The sequence below is a fragment of the Lentzea xerophila genome (assembly GCF_051094245.1).
Classification (GTDB): domain Bacteria; phylum Actinomycetota; class Actinomycetes; order Mycobacteriales; family Pseudonocardiaceae; genus Lentzea; species Lentzea xerophila.
Genome location: NZ_CP194934.1, coordinates 473345 through 488728 on the forward strand (window position 1 = coordinate 473345; position 15384 = coordinate 488728).

The 15384-nt window shown below is 70.3% G+C and carries 13 protein-coding genes; 5 read left to right on the plus strand and 8 right to left on the minus strand.

All coding sequences use genetic code 11. The features are described from left to right. Nucleotides 1-78 precede the first annotated feature (78 nt). Complete coding sequence (locus ACRSBM_RS02335) at nt 79-558, plus strand: DUF4262 domain-containing protein (protein WP_434439190.1); 480 nt, start codon at nt 79-81, stop codon at nt 556-558. 171 nt (nt 559-729) lie between these two features. Here ACRSBM_RS02335 and ACRSBM_RS02340 read toward each other — a convergent pair whose 3' ends face one another. Continuing rightward, nucleotides 730-1683, minus strand: a complete 954-nt coding sequence (locus ACRSBM_RS02340; RefSeq protein WP_434439193.1) for a helix-turn-helix transcriptional regulator — start codon at nt 1681-1683, stop codon at nt 730-732. A 115-nt stretch (nt 1684-1798) separates the two neighbouring features. Between ACRSBM_RS02340 and ACRSBM_RS02345 the strand changes: the two genes are divergently transcribed. Next, nucleotides 1799-2272 (plus strand): VOC family protein, encoded by a 474-nt coding sequence (locus ACRSBM_RS02345; protein ID WP_434439195.1) that lies wholly within the window; start codon nt 1799-1801, stop codon nt 2270-2272. A gap of 324 nt (nt 2273-2596) precedes the next feature. On the opposite strand, the gene ACRSBM_RS02350 is transcribed toward ACRSBM_RS02345, so the two are convergent. The 4 genes from ACRSBM_RS02350 to ACRSBM_RS02365 form a co-directional block, all read right to left on the minus strand. Then, nucleotides 2597-3973 carry an NAD(P)/FAD-dependent oxidoreductase gene (locus ACRSBM_RS02350; protein ID WP_434439197.1) on the minus strand — a complete coding sequence of 459 codons (1377 nt, stop codon included), beginning with the start codon at nt 3971-3973 and terminating at the stop codon, nt 2597-2599. Beyond that, the gene (locus tag ACRSBM_RS02355) at nt 3974-5191 is read right to left on the minus strand and encodes an MAB_1171c family putative transporter (protein ID WP_434439199.1); all 1218 of its coding nucleotides are present in this window, start codon (nt 5189-5191) and stop codon (nt 3974-3976) included. It abuts the gene before it with no gap. Then, nucleotides 5178-5735 (minus strand): hypothetical protein, encoded by a 558-nt coding sequence (locus ACRSBM_RS02360; protein ID WP_434439202.1) that lies wholly within the window; start codon nt 5733-5735, stop codon nt 5178-5180. Before ACRSBM_RS02360 ends, ACRSBM_RS02355 begins: the two co-directional genes overlap by 14 nt. Before the next feature lie 64 nt (nt 5736-5799). Next, entirely contained in the window at nt 5800-6507 is a 708-nt protein-coding gene (locus ACRSBM_RS02365) for a hypothetical protein (protein ID WP_434439203.1), read from the minus strand. Between the two features lie 335 nt (nt 6508-6842). On the opposite strand from ACRSBM_RS02365, the gene ACRSBM_RS02370 reads away from it, so the two are divergent. Next, nucleotides 6843-7652 carry a GGDEF domain-containing protein gene (locus ACRSBM_RS02370; RefSeq protein ID WP_434439205.1) on the plus strand — a complete coding sequence of 270 codons (810 nt, stop codon included), beginning with the start codon at nt 6843-6845 and terminating at the stop codon, nt 7650-7652. 3 nt (nt 7653-7655) lie between these two features. On the opposite strand, the gene ACRSBM_RS02375 is transcribed toward ACRSBM_RS02370, so the two are convergent. Then, a complete protein-coding gene (locus ACRSBM_RS02375) occupies nt 7656-8966 on the minus strand; it encodes a DUF2252 domain-containing protein (RefSeq protein WP_434439207.1) in 1311 nt (436 codons plus the stop codon). Nucleotides 8967-9164: 198 nt separating this feature from the next. Here ACRSBM_RS02375 and ACRSBM_RS02380 point away from each other — a divergent pair, with 198 nt between their 5' ends. Continuing rightward, a complete protein-coding gene (locus tag ACRSBM_RS02380) occupies nt 9165-11912 on the plus strand; it encodes an SdrD B-like domain-containing protein (RefSeq protein ID WP_434439209.1) in 2748 nt (915 codons plus the stop codon). Nucleotides 11913-11934: 22 nt separating this feature from the next. Further along, a complete protein-coding gene (locus tag ACRSBM_RS02385) occupies nt 11935-12066 on the plus strand; it encodes a hypothetical protein (protein ID WP_434439211.1) in 132 nt (43 codons plus the stop codon). A gap of 52 nt (nt 12067-12118) precedes the next feature. On the opposite strand, the gene ACRSBM_RS02390 is transcribed toward ACRSBM_RS02385, so the two are convergent. Together ACRSBM_RS02390 and ACRSBM_RS02395 are read right to left on the minus strand one after the other, a co-directional pair. Further along, entirely contained in the window at nt 12119-14086 is a 1968-nt protein-coding gene (locus ACRSBM_RS02390; RefSeq protein ID WP_434439214.1) for an ArnT family glycosyltransferase, read from the minus strand. Further along, on the minus strand, nt 14083-15300 hold the full coding sequence (locus ACRSBM_RS02395) for a glycosyltransferase (protein WP_434439217.1): 1218 nt from the start codon (nt 15298-15300) through the stop codon (nt 14083-14085). The genes ACRSBM_RS02390 and ACRSBM_RS02395 overlap by 4 nt, the downstream gene beginning before the upstream one ends. Nucleotides 15301-15384 lie beyond the last annotated feature (84 nt).

The following is a 15384-nucleotide window of genomic DNA, read 5'->3' on the forward strand; positions in this document are numbered from 1 at the left end:
TCTGTCAACGAACTGCCTAAACGATCTTGTCGGTGCTCCTCGGCACACTGGATCCACCACCGATCCGAGGAGACCGCCATGTGCTGGGACTGCGACCACCCCGCCGACCGAATGGAAGAACACCTGGCCACCCTGCGCCGCTGCATCGACGCGCGAGGCTGGGCAGTCCAGGCGGTGGAACGAGACCGTGCCCACCCACCCTGGGCCTACACCGTCGGCCTGACCCTGCGCGGCCTCCCGGAACTGGTCGTGACGGGCATGGCGGTCCTGGAAGCGGGCCGCCTGCTCGACGACACGGCCGAGCACCTGGCCCACAGCTGCGTCCCTCTGCCGGGTCAACGCATCACCCTGCCCGGCGGCCTGGAGCTGGAGGTCGTCCGCGTCGCACGGCCGTGGGCCCACCTGCTGGTGTCCGCGCGGCTGTTCGGTGAGGGCATCGAGGCCCTGCAGCTCGTGCACGCCGACGAGACTGGGCGCTGGCCTTGGGACCGCTCCTACGAGGGGGTGGTCGGCGGGCAGCCCGTGCTGGGAGTGAGAGCGGGGCCGCCGGGCGGGTGAGCCGGGTGCCCCGTGTGGCTTGGCTGTGCGGGCCGCTTGGGAGGGTGAGCCACGCCGTCCGGCTCGCCCGCCCAGCCAAGCCACCCGCCATCCGGCTCACCGGGGTGGGCAACCAGTTCCGCGAGCCGGTTCAGTCACCCGCGTGGGCTCCCCCGTGGGTTCCCCGTGCGCCTACCTCACCGAGCGGCCGATGCGCTCGCCCAGCCTCCGCAGGTGCCGCACCAGCTCATCAGGCCCGTGCACCGTGAACTCGCACCCCAGCAGGGTGAGGCGAAACGCGAGGTAGTCCACCGTGTCCTCGACGCTGTGCCACGCGCACGAGTCGTCGTCGATGGCCGTCAGGTCGCCGGCGAAGTCCGCCAGCCGTGCCCGTGCCAGGTCGACAGGCAGTCGCAGGGTGGCACGGACCCGAAAAGTCGGTGCCGTGTCGTACATCTTCTGCGTCACGTACGCCGTCGCGTCCCCGCCGGGCGGCACGCGGGGCGCGAACCGGGCCCCGGTCGCCAGTGCCGAGGAGACGCGGTCCAGCCGGAAGATCCGCCAGTCGTCCCTTTCCAGGTCGAAAGCGAGGAGGTACCAGCGCCGGTCGAGCGCTACCAACTGAATGGGCTCCACGTACCGCTTCGAGACGACGTTCTCCTGCGCCACGTAGGCGAACCGCACCCGTTCGCGAGCGGCGACCGCGCCGGCGACCACGGTCAGCTGGGCCGGGTCGACCAACGTGGCGTACGAGGCCGAGGCGGGCGCGGTGGCCGACGTCAGCGACGAGACCCGGCGGGCGAGCCGAGGCGGTAGCACCTGCTGCAGCTTCGCCAGTGCGCGCAGGGAGGCCTCGGCGATGCCCGCCACGGGTTGCCGGGCCGCGGTGCGCAACCCGACCGCGATGGCGACGGCCTCCTCGTCATCGAACAGCAACGGCGGCATCGCCGTGCCCGCGACGAGCCGGTACCCGCCGAGCACACCCATCGTGGCCTCGACGGGATACCCGAGGTCCCGCAACCGGTCGACGTCCCGCCGCACGGTCCGCGTGGTGACGCTCAGCCGGTCCGCGAGCTCACTGCCGGGCCACTCACGGGGCGTCTGCAGCAACGACAGCAGACGCAACAACCGGGCCGCATCGCTCATGCCGCAAACCTAGGCCAAAACTAGGACCGAATCAGTCCTACATGCGGCATACGTTCGCTCCAACGAGCAGAAGGAGCGACCGATGAACGTCGCTCCAACGAGCACAAGGAGTCCGATGAACATCGTGCCCGAGGGCTACCACACCGTGACGCCGTGGCTGATCACCCGAGGCCACACGGCCGAGCTGATCGACTTCATCGTGGCGGTGTTCGACGCGACCGACCTGGGCCGCGTGGGCGAGGCGCCGGAGATCGGCCACGCCGAGGTCCGCATAGGCGACTCGGCGGTGATGCTGTTCGACGCGCCGCACTGGCCGCCCACGCCGGGTTTCCTGCGCCTCTACGTCGCCGACGACGCGGCCACGCTCGACAAGGCGACGCGGCACGGGGCAAGGGTCGTCACCGAGCCCACCGAGCTGTTCTGGGGCGACCGGGTCAGCCGGTTCGCCGACCCGTTCGGCAACCTGTGGTGGATCCACCAGCGAGTCGCGGAGCCCAGCGCGGAGGAGATGGAGGCCAGGATGCAGGATCCGGCGTTCGCCAAGGCCATGGCCTACGTGCAGAGCGTGGACTTCACCCCGGCGAGGTGAGCCGGTTTCCGCGTCATCAAAGGGCGCGGGTGCGCTCGAGGTGAGCCGGCGGGTGAACTTCGCGACGGGAGGCGACCCGGCCTCCCGTGCCACCGAAGCGCGCCTCCGCCCGACGAGCCCGCCCCACCGGAAACGCGCCTCCGCCCGACCCGAACCCGCCCGTGGCGGGCCTGCCAGACGACGCGAGCCGGTCCGACGCGAGCCGGTCCGACGCGAGCCGGTCCGACGCGAGCCGGTCCGACGCGAGCCCGCCCGACCCGAGCCCGCCCGACCCGGAGCCCGCCCGACCCGAGCCCGCCCGACCCGAGCCCGCCCCACAAAGCCTCACTCCGCAGCAGTGACCCGATCCCGCTCGTCCGCCGTCAGCGTCGGCTCCGCAGAAACCTCGCCCCGGGGCCCACGCATAGTCGCCAGCACCACCCTGGGGCTGACCAAATTGGCCATCGGCGCGGACAACGTGAACGCGTCGATGAACGCCCGAGTCACCGCGGCCTCGGTGGTCGCCGTGCGCACCAGGCGGTCCACGTAGCGCTGCAGCACCCGCCCGGCCAGCGGCAGCGGCTTGCCGACCGCCCCGGGATACAGGATGTCCTGGTTGGTGGCCATCGACCAGGCCCCGTCGACCACCTTGCCGATGCCGCGCTGGATCTGGTGCGCGCCGTGCCCCGACCGCATTCCGGCGTCCAGCGCCTGCGCGCTCTGCGCCGCGATCGACATCCCGTGCCCGTAGACGGGGTTGTAGGTCGCCACCGAGTCGCCCAGCGCCAGGAGGCCGGCGGGCCACGACTTCAAGCGCTCGAAGAACATCCGCCGGTTCGCGGTGCTGTGCGATCCGTACACCGGCGACAGCGGTTCGGCCGACGCGATCAGTTCGCCGACCACCGGGTTGCGCACCGACCGCGCGAAGGACACGAACGCCGACTCGTCGGTGGTGGGCTCGCCGCCGCGCGTCCCGGACAGCGTGACCAGCCACCGTCCGTCCTCGATGGGCAGCAACGTGGCCGTGCATCCCGGATGCGGATCGCGCGGGTTCGCCTGCACGTTCACGATCGGGAAACCGGAGGCGGCGGTCGGGGGCGCGCGGAAGATCCTTGTCGCGTAAGCAAGTCCGGAGTCGACGCTCTCGGAGTGCACGGCGGGCAACCCCAGGTCGGTCAGCCAGGCGGGGAGCCGCGAGCCTCGGCCGGTCGTGTCCACGACCAGGTTCGCCTCCAGCTTGATCTGCTCGTGCGAGATCCGGTCCTGCACCAGCACACCGGAAACGGCGTGCCGGTCACCGAGCAACGACACCGGCTCGGTGCCGGTCAGCACGGAGATCTTGTTGTCCCGCAACGCCTGGCTGCGCACGACCCAGTCCAGCAGCCCGCGACTGCACGAGACGATGAACTGCATCTCGGGGAACCGCGGCACCCATCCCTGAGCGCTCAACGACACCAGGTCGTTCGGCACGCCGATCCGGTGCGCTCCGGCGGCGAACAGTGCGTCCAAAGTGCCCGGCAGCAACGACTCGATCGCCCGTGCGCCACCGGCCATGAGCAGGTGGGCGTGCCGAGCCTGGGGCACGCCGGAGCGCGGGCCAGGGCCGTCCGGCAGCTTGTCGCGCTCCACGACGGTGACCTCGTCCATGTGCCGGACGAGGACGGACGCCGCGAGCATGCCCGCGAGGCCTCCGCCTAAGACAACGGCGTGTGTGGGTGCCATCTAGTCCAGTCCCCCTGCTGCTTGCATACGTGCCGCGTCGGCGACGGCGGCGTCGACGATCGGGGAGTGCTGGTACGCGCGCGAGATCCGCACCCACCTGTCGTGCTCGGCGGCGAGGTCGGTGCCGTCGGCGATCTCGCGGAGGGGACGGCGCTCCGGTGCGCGCGAACGCCCGCTGGACGAGCCCGCGGCCCGCAGCTGGGCGGCCTCCACGACGGCGGCCGTCTCGTCCTTGGAGAGCGCTGCCTGGTGCGCGAGGGAGGTCGCCGCCTCGCCGACGGCCAGGTCGAAGTACGGCGTGAGCGCCCAGCGCCAGTCGTTGAGCTCGATGATCTGCCGGCGCACGCGGTGGTGCGGGTTGAGGAACTTGCCCGGCGCCACCAGAACGATGCCGGGGTTCACGTGCGTCAGCGCGCGGTGCAGCGGCCGCAACGCGAAGTACGTCCGCCAGCGCCGCAGCCACAGCGAGGGCGACGGGCGGCGCGGCCCGAAGACCGGCAGCGCCATCGCGATCACCAGCGGGAAGATCGACAGCGACGCCATCAGCGGCGCGGTCAGGCTCAGCACGTCGAAGGTGCGCTCACCGGCCCAGTTCATCAGCAGCACGAACAGCTTGATGACCGCGAACGCCATCGGGAACAGCGCCGCGGCGCAGTACCAGCGCAGTCCGCGCGCGAGCCACGGCCGTGCGGAGATCGCCTCGTCCCGCGCGCCCTGCCAGCAGTGGTACGCCTGCCCGCCGCAGCCGACCCCGGTGGCCACGAAGTAGATGAACAGGAACACCGCCACCGTCGGCTGCGTGGCGTAGTACGTGTCGAAGTCGACCTGGCGTTCTTCCCCGACCTCGGACTTGAAGAACAGCACGACCATCGCCGCGACGATCGAGCCGTAGCTGATCAGGATCAGCCGGACCCGTTGCCACGCCTGGGCCGCCGGATAACGCCAGTACAGCACCAGCGCGAACGCCGCGCCGGCGAAGCAGACCACGAGGCTGTAGACGAGCAACGCGGCGAAGTTCGGGATGCCGCTGACCAAGTTGATCCACGTGATGTTCGCCGGCGCCGCGAAGAGCACCGCGAACGCCGAGAAGAACACCGTGGAGATCAGCGCGACGACACGGGGACTGCCCCAGCTCGACCGCAGCGCCCGGATCTTGTACGCGAGCAGGAGCAGACCGACGACGCCGCACGAGAGGTAGATCAGGTTAAAGATCGCCACGACGCACCCAGCGGGATCTTCCCTCGAGCGACTCGGCCACCCGGCGCACGTGCGCGGGCTCCTCGGTGGCGGCCGTGTCGGCCCACACCCGGTGTTCCGTCAGGCGCTCCAGCAGGTGGTCGGCGAGGTTCTCGGCCTCGCGCTCCTCGTCCTCGGTGAGTGTCGTCCGGCCGGCGATGATCTTGGCCATCCTCGGCAGCAGGTGCGGTGCGAGCTTGCGCAGGCCCTCGTCACGGCTCAGCGCGACGGGCTGGTGCTGGAGCAGAACGTGCGCGAACTCGTGCAGCAGCACGTGCAGGCGGTGGTACCAGGACGGTGAGTCGGCGCAGATGACGAGGTATGTGCCGTTCTCGAGCAACGCGGTCGCGCCGCTGAGGCAGACCGCGTTCGTGATGGCGGCGAAGCGGACGTCGACGGGACGCCCGAGCCGTTCGCTCATCAGCTCGCAGACCCGGCGGCTCGCGTCCCGGTGCGTGGCGTCGGGCGGCAGGTCGAGGTCCCGGGCGACCTCGTCGACCAGCTTGCGCAGTTTCCTGCGGTTCACCCGTCGCCTCCTCTCGATGTCGTCTGCAGCGGCCCAGGCTGAGATCCTCACGCAGTGGCCGCCATCAAGTGTGGTCCGCGGACGTACGGCGGCTGTTCAACGGGAACGACCACCCCTCACCGACCTCGAGTGCCTGCCGGAACCCTTCTACCGCAGCGGCCCTGGCCTGTGGGGACAGTTGGCCCGTACGTTCGGCCAGACGGGTGACGAATTCGACGACACCGAGCTCGCGCAGCGCCAGGAAGTCCGTGAGCTCCGAGTCGACGCGCGCCGCGAGGTCGTTGTCGAAGAAGTACGCGGGATCGGCGCCGAAGTGGTCGGCCAGGCCGAGGATGTGCTTGAGCCGCGGGTTGCCGCTGGCGTTGCTCAGCAGCTCGCGGACGTAGCTCGCGGAGATGCTGCCGAACTGGCCGGACGAGCTGATCGCGGCCGCGACCTCCTCCGGCGACCAGGGGCCGCGGTCCGGCGGGTGCACGGCCTCGAGGAGCGTGCTCAACGCGGTCGCGCGCCAGCCGGGCTGCTCTCCGGGGTGCAGTTCGCGGCGGCCACCGAGGAACACCGCGGGGTGCACGCCGAGCGCGCCGGCGAGGTCGACGATGGCCTGGCAGGTCGGGTTGTCCTTCACGCCGAGCCGCAGCTGCGAGATGTAGCCGTGGCCGATGTCGCCGCCCCGTGACCTGACCGCGGCGGAGAGCGCTACGTTGGTCACCTTGCCCCGGCCGTCGGGCGGGTTGTTGCACAGCTCGTTGAGGACCTCGGCGAACGGCCTCACGCCACACCTCCGCTGGAGCGACCTGGGGGCCAGCGATCATTCCACTGCTGTGGAACCCAGCGAGCATATGGCATCACAGGGGTTGAATCCACCTGTGTGTAGCCCTATGATCACACTCCGCCGCTTGCACTGTTGTGTCGCGTTTGATCCGAACGACGCCACTCCAGTTGAAAGCGGCAGTTGGGGCCAGTTGGAGCTGATGTCTGGGGGGACTCATGGCGACTGTGCGGATGGGGCTGCCGGTGGACCACGGTTCTCTGCGCCTGCACGACGAGAGCGCTCCCTCGAGGTGCGGTTCGTGCGCACAACCCGTTGGCGCGTGGGCAACCGACCGCTTGACGGGCCTGTTGGGACGCTGGGGCTGGGACGACCAGGCGCCCGCGGCGCACCGCCGCGCGCAACGCCGGTGGGAGTACGTCTCGCTGCTCATGGTCGACCTCGACCGTTTCAAGAGGATCAACGACGAGTACGGCCACCCGGCCGGTGACACCGTGCTGACCGACGTCGCCGCGGTGCTGGCGGCTCACACGCGCCCGACAGACCTCGTGTGCCGGTACGGAGGCGACGAGTTCCTCGTGCTGCTCCCGCGCACCACGGGCGGCGAAGCGGCCAGGATCGCCGAACGAATCCTGCGTGGCATCAGCGCGTTGCAGACCGAGATCACCACGAACGACGGCTATCACCTCACCCTGAACGGCCAGACGGCGTCCATCGGCGTCGCGTCCCACGTGCCCAGCGCCGACGGCACGCTCATCGACCTGCTCCGCGACACCGACGCCGCACTGCAGCGGGCCAAGCGCAACGGTCGTGCCCGCGTCCAGATGCACGACCAGAGCACCTTCGCGGCCGACCGCACCGCCGACGCCTCGGCCCTGCACCACCTGGTCGCGTTGCAGGACCTGATGAGCGCCGACCAGCTGCCCCAGGTCCTGGTCACGCTGTCCGACGGCGCCAAGGCCGCGGAGGACCTGGTCTCCGCACTCGGCCCGAAGGTCCTCATGACCCTGGACCGCCTGCAGCGCAACGGTTTCGTGCTCCGCCGGGCGGCCCGCTACGAACTCACGGCCGCCGCGCGCGAGTGGTTCACGGACGTGCTGCCCGCCGTGGCGGCGTGGACGAACCGCCACCACGGCCTGGTCCACTAACCCTCAGGCGGTCGACCCGACTCCCTCGATCCGGCCGTCGCGGAAGGCGTCCACGAACAGCCGGTGGTCCTCGCGCGTCTGCTGGGCGTAGCCGAGGGCGAACTCGACGATCGAGTCGATGAAGGCCTCCGTGCGGTCGCCGATGGCCGTGGCGATGGCCTCCTCGCACTGGAACGCGACGAGGGTCTGCGCGGAGTCCTCGTCGGCGACGCAGTGCATCTTGGCGGTGGCGCGGCCCAGGTAGTCGAGGACCGGCAGCATGTCGGCGGGCTCGGTGAGGTCCGACCAGTCGAGGTCGGCCTCGTAGGGCGAGAGCTCGGAGACGACGTAGCCGACGCCGCCGATCCGGGTGTGGCCGAGCCACGGGTCGGCGTGGGCCTGCAGGGCCCGCTGTGACACGGCGGTGCGGTGGCCGTGGTCGGTGAAGTACTCGCGGATGCGGGCGTCGGGGACGATGCGGCTGGGCGCGGCGACGCTGGCCTGCTTCATCGACAGCACGACGTCGTTCTCCAACGCCTGCGAGCGGCCTTCCACCAGGATGTTGTAGGCGTGCAGGCCGGCCGAGCCGATGCCGAAACCGCTGCGCCCCACCACGTCCTTGACGGCGTAGGTGCGGCTCGACGCGCGCTTGCCCGTCGGGATCGTGTCCAAATAGGACTGGAAGGCCTGCTCGACCGAGTCGCGCACCTCGGCGGGCAGCTCGTGGATGCCTTCGCGGTCGCGGCGGAACCGGCGTTCGTAGTCGACGATGACGGTCTTCTCGTCCAGCAGGCCGATCCTGGTGGCGAGGCGGGCTCGTTGCAGGACGCGGTGCAGCGTGCCCTCGGTGTTGTCGAGGCGGAGGCTGAACAGTTCGTCGCCCGGGCGGTCGGCGAAGGCGCGGACCTGGGCCACGTAGGCCGCGACGTAGGTGCGGATCAGGTCGGTGATCACGCTGTCCGGGAATGCTTTGCGCCACCCGAGCAGGGCCATCGAGGCGGCGAACCGGCGGACGTCCCACGTGAACGAGCCCAGGTAGGCCTCGTCGAAGTCGTTGACGTCGAACACCAGCGTGCCCGCGGAGTCCATGTAGGTGCCGAAGTTCTGCGCGTGCAGGTCGCCCTGAATCCAGATGCGGCCGGTGCGCTCGTCGGCCCACTCGTCGGGCAGTTCGGCCATGTCGGCGTAGAACAGGCAGGCGCTGCCCCGGTAGAACGTGAACGGTTCGGCGGCCATCTTGCGGAACTTGTGCCGGAACGCTACGGGGTCCGCCGACATCAGTCCGGCGAAGGCCTCCTCGAGCACGCTCACGATGCGGTCGCCGCGATCGGTCATGGTGACCCCTTCCGTCTCGCACTAGAAGACGCGGATCCCGGCACGGGGATGCGCGCGACTCGCCGTGCGCTTGCAAATTTCGTTCCTGAAGCCGGCCCCGGAACTCAACAAACCGGGCAAGCGGCGCATTGAGGAGGTCGACGCGAGGTCTGCCGGGTGGCCGGCCCGCGCGAACACAACCGATCTTGGGGGATCACGATGTCCAGCAGACCCGCCGGTCGAGCCCTGCTCAGACTCGGTGCGCTGACCACAGCGGCGGTGCTCGTCTTCAGCGGTGTGGCGCTCGCCCAGGAGGCCGATCCGCCGGCCCCGGTGTCCACGTCGGTGTCGCCGCCACCGACCGAGACACAGCAGACGACCGAACCGCCGACCACCACGGTCGAAACCAGCGAACCACCGACCACCACCGAACCACCGACGACCACCACCGAACCGCCGGCCACGACAGTCGAGACCACCGCGCCGCCGAGCACGACCACCGAAACAGCCGAGGCACCCAAAGCGGCAGCCGAGACCGGCAACGTCAGCGTCACGGTGTTCGTCGACGCCAACCACAACGGCTTGATCGACGCCGGCGAGGCGCTGCGGGACTCACTGGTCTCCCTCTGGAGGAGCGACTCCGCCGACGACCACCGCAAGTTCACCGATGCGTCCGGCAAGGTGCTGTTCACCGGTGTCCCGGCCGGCACGTACGGGCTGCACTTCGAACCACCACCCGGCTGGGCCGTCTACTTCAAGCCCGGCGAGAACCAGATCACCGTCGAGGCGAACAGGACGGTGACGCGGACGGCCGTCGCCGAGCGGTACTTCCAGGACCGCCTCACCGCGACCCTGGCGCTGGACCGGCAGACCTACGCCTACCCGGCCACCGTCCGGACCACGGTCACCCTGACCAACACCGGCGACTACCCGATCACGAACCTCCAGGCGGACTGCGACCGCAACACCCACCAGGGCAACAACCTCGGCGCCGGACCCGAGTGGGACGTCCTGCGCGGCGCCGGCGTGACGCTCGCGGCGGGCGAACAGCGGACGATCGTGATCAGCGAACCGCTGCCCGAGCGCGCGAGGGACGTCGGTGAGGTGGAACTTTCGTGCGTCTTCGCGCAGAACGTCGCCGACAACTACGGCGTGTGGGTCCTCGAACGCGTGCAGGTCACCGGCGGCAAGGGCGCGAAGACGATGCACCTCGTCGACGGCAGCGGGTCGCCGATCAGCGGCACGAAGATCACCCTGCTGGACCGGGACAGCGGCGCCGAGGTCGTCAGCGCCGAGAGCGGCACCGACGGCAAGGTCGTCTTCGCGGACGTGCCGGTCGGCCGGTACCACGCCGTGTCGTCCCCGCCGTGGGCGTTCAACCGGGGCGGCTCCCCGCAGGACGTGCACGTCTTCCACCCCGGTTCCACCACCACCTACCCGATGGTCCCGGCGCCGACGTCCACCGCGTCGTTGCGGACGACGATCGAGTTCGACAAACCGAACTACCTGTCGTACGAGACCATGCAGATCAAGTTCACGATCACCAACGTCGGTACGGAGGCCGCCCAGAAGGTGCGCCTGCCGTGGAAGTTGATCGGGAACCCGATGTGGGACCCGACGGACTACGGCCCCATCTCACCCAGCGCGCCCGGCCTGACCGTGGAGCCGGGCGAGACGAAGACGGTGGTCGCCCAGAGCCCGATCAGCGACTGGCGGGCCGAACCGTTCACGCTGAAGCTGGAGCACTACCTCGACTACACGGGCCGCAAGGACAACAAGGACGACTGGTTCTCCGGCAGTACGGTGATCACCTCCGTCGAGGGTGACATCCGAGGCGTTCTGTACGGCGACCGGAACCACAACGGCGTGCAGGATCCCGGTGAGGCACTGGCCGGGGCCAAGGTCACGATCGGCCGGCGGCTCCCGGCGTTGCAGGCGACCCGCACGACGGACGCCGAGGGCCGTTTCCTGTTCGAGGACGCTCCAGCCGGTCGCTGGACCGTGAGCTACGAGGCCGACGGCTGGACGGTGTCCGACGAGTCGGTGCGCAGCGTGTTCCTGACACCGGCCGGGGTCGACCTCTCGGTGCGCGCCGAGGGCGCGATCGCCTCCGTCCTCACCCCGAAGATGGCCTTCGACAAGGCCTCCTACCAGCCGGGGGAGTCGGCCGGGGTCACCGTCACGCTGACCAACTCCGGCGACCGCCCGCTCACCGGGGTGAAGGCGGCCTGCACCGTCTACGACGAGAGCTACCTCGGCACGGGACCGGAGTGGGGCGAGCTCGACCCGACGGCCGCGGGCGTCACCGTGGGTGCCGGTGAGACGAGGACGTTCACCGTCGTCGAGCAGGTTCCGCAAGGGGCGCAACGGATCGGCGAGGTGCAGACCTACTGCCGGTTCGGCCCGGAGGCCGACCGCGAGCCCGGCCTCCCGTCGGCGCGGGCCTGGGCGAGCGTGCCGGGTGCGTCCGCCGCGGTGAACATCGTGCTCTACCACGACAAGAACGAGAACTTCCGTGTCGAGCCCGGTGAGCCGGTCCCGAACGTCAAGGTCGTGCTGCGCACCTGGTTCGGCGGCACGGACGCGGGCGAGGGGGTGTCGGACTCGAACGGCGAGGTGAAGATCCCGAACGTGCCCGCGGGGCCGTACAAGCTGTCGATCCTCGGGCAGTGGAACTTCCTCTACCCGGACCAGGGCGAGGTCAAGGTGCTCGGCGGCAGCGAGGGGCAGCGGCAGATCCTCGTCGTGCCGGACGCCACCAAGGACCCGTGGCCGCCCGCACCTGGTGAACCGGGGAAGCCTGGTGAACCGGGCAACCCCGGCGGCGCGGCGCCGCAGCCGTCCGCCGAGGTGGTGCTCGCCAGGACGGGCTCGTCGGTGCTCGGCCTGGGCCTGGTCGGCGCGCTGCTGGTGGCGTTCGGTGCCGGCGCCCGCAGAGCGAGCAGGAATCGAGAAGCCCAGCCCTGACGTCACGCCTAGCGTCGAAGGCATGTGCTTCATGTTCGGTGCGAGCAAGGAACAGGTGCGTCGCATGGTCGGTCCTGTCGACGAGGCGAGGCACGACGAGGAGCTGACCGAGGGCGTGCTGGTCAGCGCGGCCGAAGACCGGTCGCACAACTAGGGATCGCGTTCATGCCCGGCACAGGACTGCCGGGCATGAACGGATCAAGACCTCACGCCCGGCATTCCAGGAGCGTTTGCGCCGTCCCGCCGCCGTAAGCGCTCGGGTCCACTGTGGAGCAGTGCGCGGAGATCCACTCCTGGCGGCCGTTGTCGTCACGGCCGCCAGGACCGCCGCCCATCCGGTCCCCGCCGCTGAGCACGAACTTCAGCTTCCCCTCGGTGACCCAGGTCCGCAGCTGGTCGACCGACGGCGCGTCGTCGGAGCCGGAGAACCCGCCCATGCCGATCACGACCTCGTCGGAGCCCATGATGTAGGGCGACGCGGCCTGGGCCGGCCCGGCGACGGCCAGCGTGATCTCGGCGCCGCCGCTGTTCTCCTTGGCGTACCGCAGGATCCGCTTCTGCTCGTCGGTGAGCTCACCCCGGCCGCCTCCGGGAGGACCGCCCTGCATCGGCTGCCGGTTCCCGCGGGCGTTCGGCGGCGGCTGCCCGTTCGTGAAGATCTCGAAACCGCCGCCACCTCGTTCGGCTGGTCCGGCGGCGGCCATCCCACCGTTGGAGCTCGCCGTCACGGCGGTGGCGGCCGACCACACGGCGGGCGTCAGCAGCACCGCGACCAGCGCGGCCACCAGCCCGGTCCGGCGCAGACCCGCCAGCAGCACGGCGATGGCCACCGCGGCGACGCCGAGCACCGCCCACCGCGTCCAGCCGTGGAACGACGTGTCACGGGAGACCACGACGATCGCCCACGCCGCTGTGATCGCGACCGACAGTGGCAGCAGGAACCGCACGAAGCTCCTGGCACGCCAGAACATCACCAGCCCAGCGGCGCTGATGGCGGCGACCGCGGGGGCGAGCATCGTCGTGTAGTACGGGTGGAAGATGCCCTGCGCGAAGCTGAAGACGGCGGCCGTGACCAGCAGCCAGCTGCCCCACAGGAACCAGCCAGCGCGTTCGGCTCGGTCACCGGGAACCTTGCGGCGCCAGCGCAGCACACCCGCGACGGCCACCACGGACAGGACCAACAGGCACAACGGCAACAGCCAGGAGATCTGTCCGCCCACCGAAGCGTCGAACATGCGCGTGACACCCGGCTCTCCGCCGAACATCGCGCCGCCACGGGGACCGGCGAACTCCATCTCCGGCGGCTGGCTTCCGCCACCCCGGTTGCCGCTGCCGCCGAACACCCGGCCCAGGCCGTTATAGCCGATGATCAGGTCCCACGCGCCGCCGTCCGTGCTGCCACCGATGTACGGCTTGGAGCCCGGCCACCACGCGTGCAGCGCCACCCACCAGAACGACGACACCACCAGCACCGCACCGGCCGCCAGCAGGTCGAGGACCCGCCGCCGCACCGGCGCGCCCGATCCCACCAGGTACGCGAGCGCGAAGCCTGGCACCACGATCCACGCCTGCAGCATCTTGGTGAGGAACCCGCAGCCGATGAAGAACGCGCACCACAGCAACCACTTCGTCCGCGGACCGCTCCGCGCGGACCGAACCGACCGCGTGAAGGCGTAGGCGGCCGCGACGAGCAGCAACACGAGCAACGTGTCGGGGTTGTTGTCGCGGTTGATCGCCACGGTGATCGGCGTCAGCGCGAAGATCAGGGCCGCGAGCAGCGCGACCTTCTCGTCCGCCCAGAGACGAACGGTGCGGTGCAACAGGAACACCGCGGCGACGCCCTCGACCACCTGCGGCAGCAGCACCGCCCAGCCGTGGAAGCCGAACACGGCCACGGCGGCAGCCTGCGGCCACAGCGCCATCGGCGGCTTGTCGACGGTCACCACGCCGGCCGGGTCGAACGAGCCGAACAGGAAGTTGGTGAACGACGTCGACATCGACTTCGCGGCGGCCGCGTAGTACGAGTTCCCGACCTGGCCCGCGCCGATCGCCCACACGTAGAGCGCTCCCGCCAGCACGCAGATCGCCACGAGAGCCCAAGCGGGCCAACGAGAACTGGGCGGGGAGTCGGTCGTGTCGCCCGGAGGGGCTGCCACGTCGGCAACGGCGGTCATCCCTGGTCCTTTCGGTCGTCGCGGCGGAACACCCAGCTCCGCAACAGGAAGAAGCGCCCCACCGTGCCCAGCACCGACGAACCGAGCAGCACCGCCAGTTCGAGAGCACGGGCAGGGTCGGGCGAGACCGCGTGCAACACGAGCAACGCGGCCGAGGTGAACGCGTAGTACAGCCCGAACACCACGAAGCCCTGCAGATGCGTCTTGCCACGGGCGGTGTGGCGGGCGGTGAAGGTGAAGCGCCGGTTGGCCTCGGTGTTGAACAGCGTCGTGATCACCAGCGCGGCGAGGTTCGCCACCAGCACCGGCCACCACAGCCGGAAGACGCCGTACAGGGCCAGGTTCGCGAGGGTCGAGATCAGGCCGACCACCGCGAACGACAGCACCTGCCAGGAGAGCCCGCCCTCGCTGCGGCTCAGCACGGCGTCCGGGTGGATGGCCTTCGGTCGCGGCCGCCGGGGAAGCCCGTTCACGAGCGCGGTGCCGTTGGCCTTGGCTCGTGCGACCCGGATCAACCCCTTGACGTCGTCGATCGCGGTGCCCACGACGTCGACCCGGCTGTCCACGTCCTCGACCCAGTCGACCGGCACCTCGTGCACGCGCAGACCGTTGTGCTCGGCCAGAAGCAGCAGTTCGGTGTCGAAGAACCAGGCCTCGTCGCGGGCCTGGCCGAGCAACGGCCGGACGACCTCGGTGCGAGCGGCCTTGAAGCCGCACTGGGCATCGCTGAACCGGGCACCGTGCGTCAGCCTGATCAACGCGTTGTAGGCGCGCGAGACCAGTTCTCGCCGCGGTCCGCGCACCGTCCGTGAACCCGGTGCGAGCCGCGAGCCGATCGCCAGGTCCGAGTGCCCGTTGAGCAGCGGTGCGACCAGCGGCAGCAACCCGTCCAGCCCGGTCGACAGGTCGACGTCCATGTAGACGACGACGGCCGCCTCGCTCGCACCCCACGACTCCCTGAGCGCCAGCCCGCGGCCCTTGCGGTCGAGGTGGTGCACGCGCACCCGCTCGTACTTGCGGCTGAGGCTTTGCGCGACCTCCAACGTGTCGTCCGTGCTCGCGTTGTCGACGACCACGATCGACCAGTCGAACGGGAACTGCTCGCTCAGGAACCCGTGCAACACCTCGACGCAACCGGGCAGCGCGCGTTCCTCGTTGTAGACGGGGATCATGATGTCCACCGTCCCCGTGGCCTGTGCGGTGCTCACCGCCATGTCCTCTCCGTTCCACTGTGGACACGGCTGTGCCCGCTGTGGAACCGAGCCTGCTGACGCCGTCGTGAGAACGTCCTTGGCTTC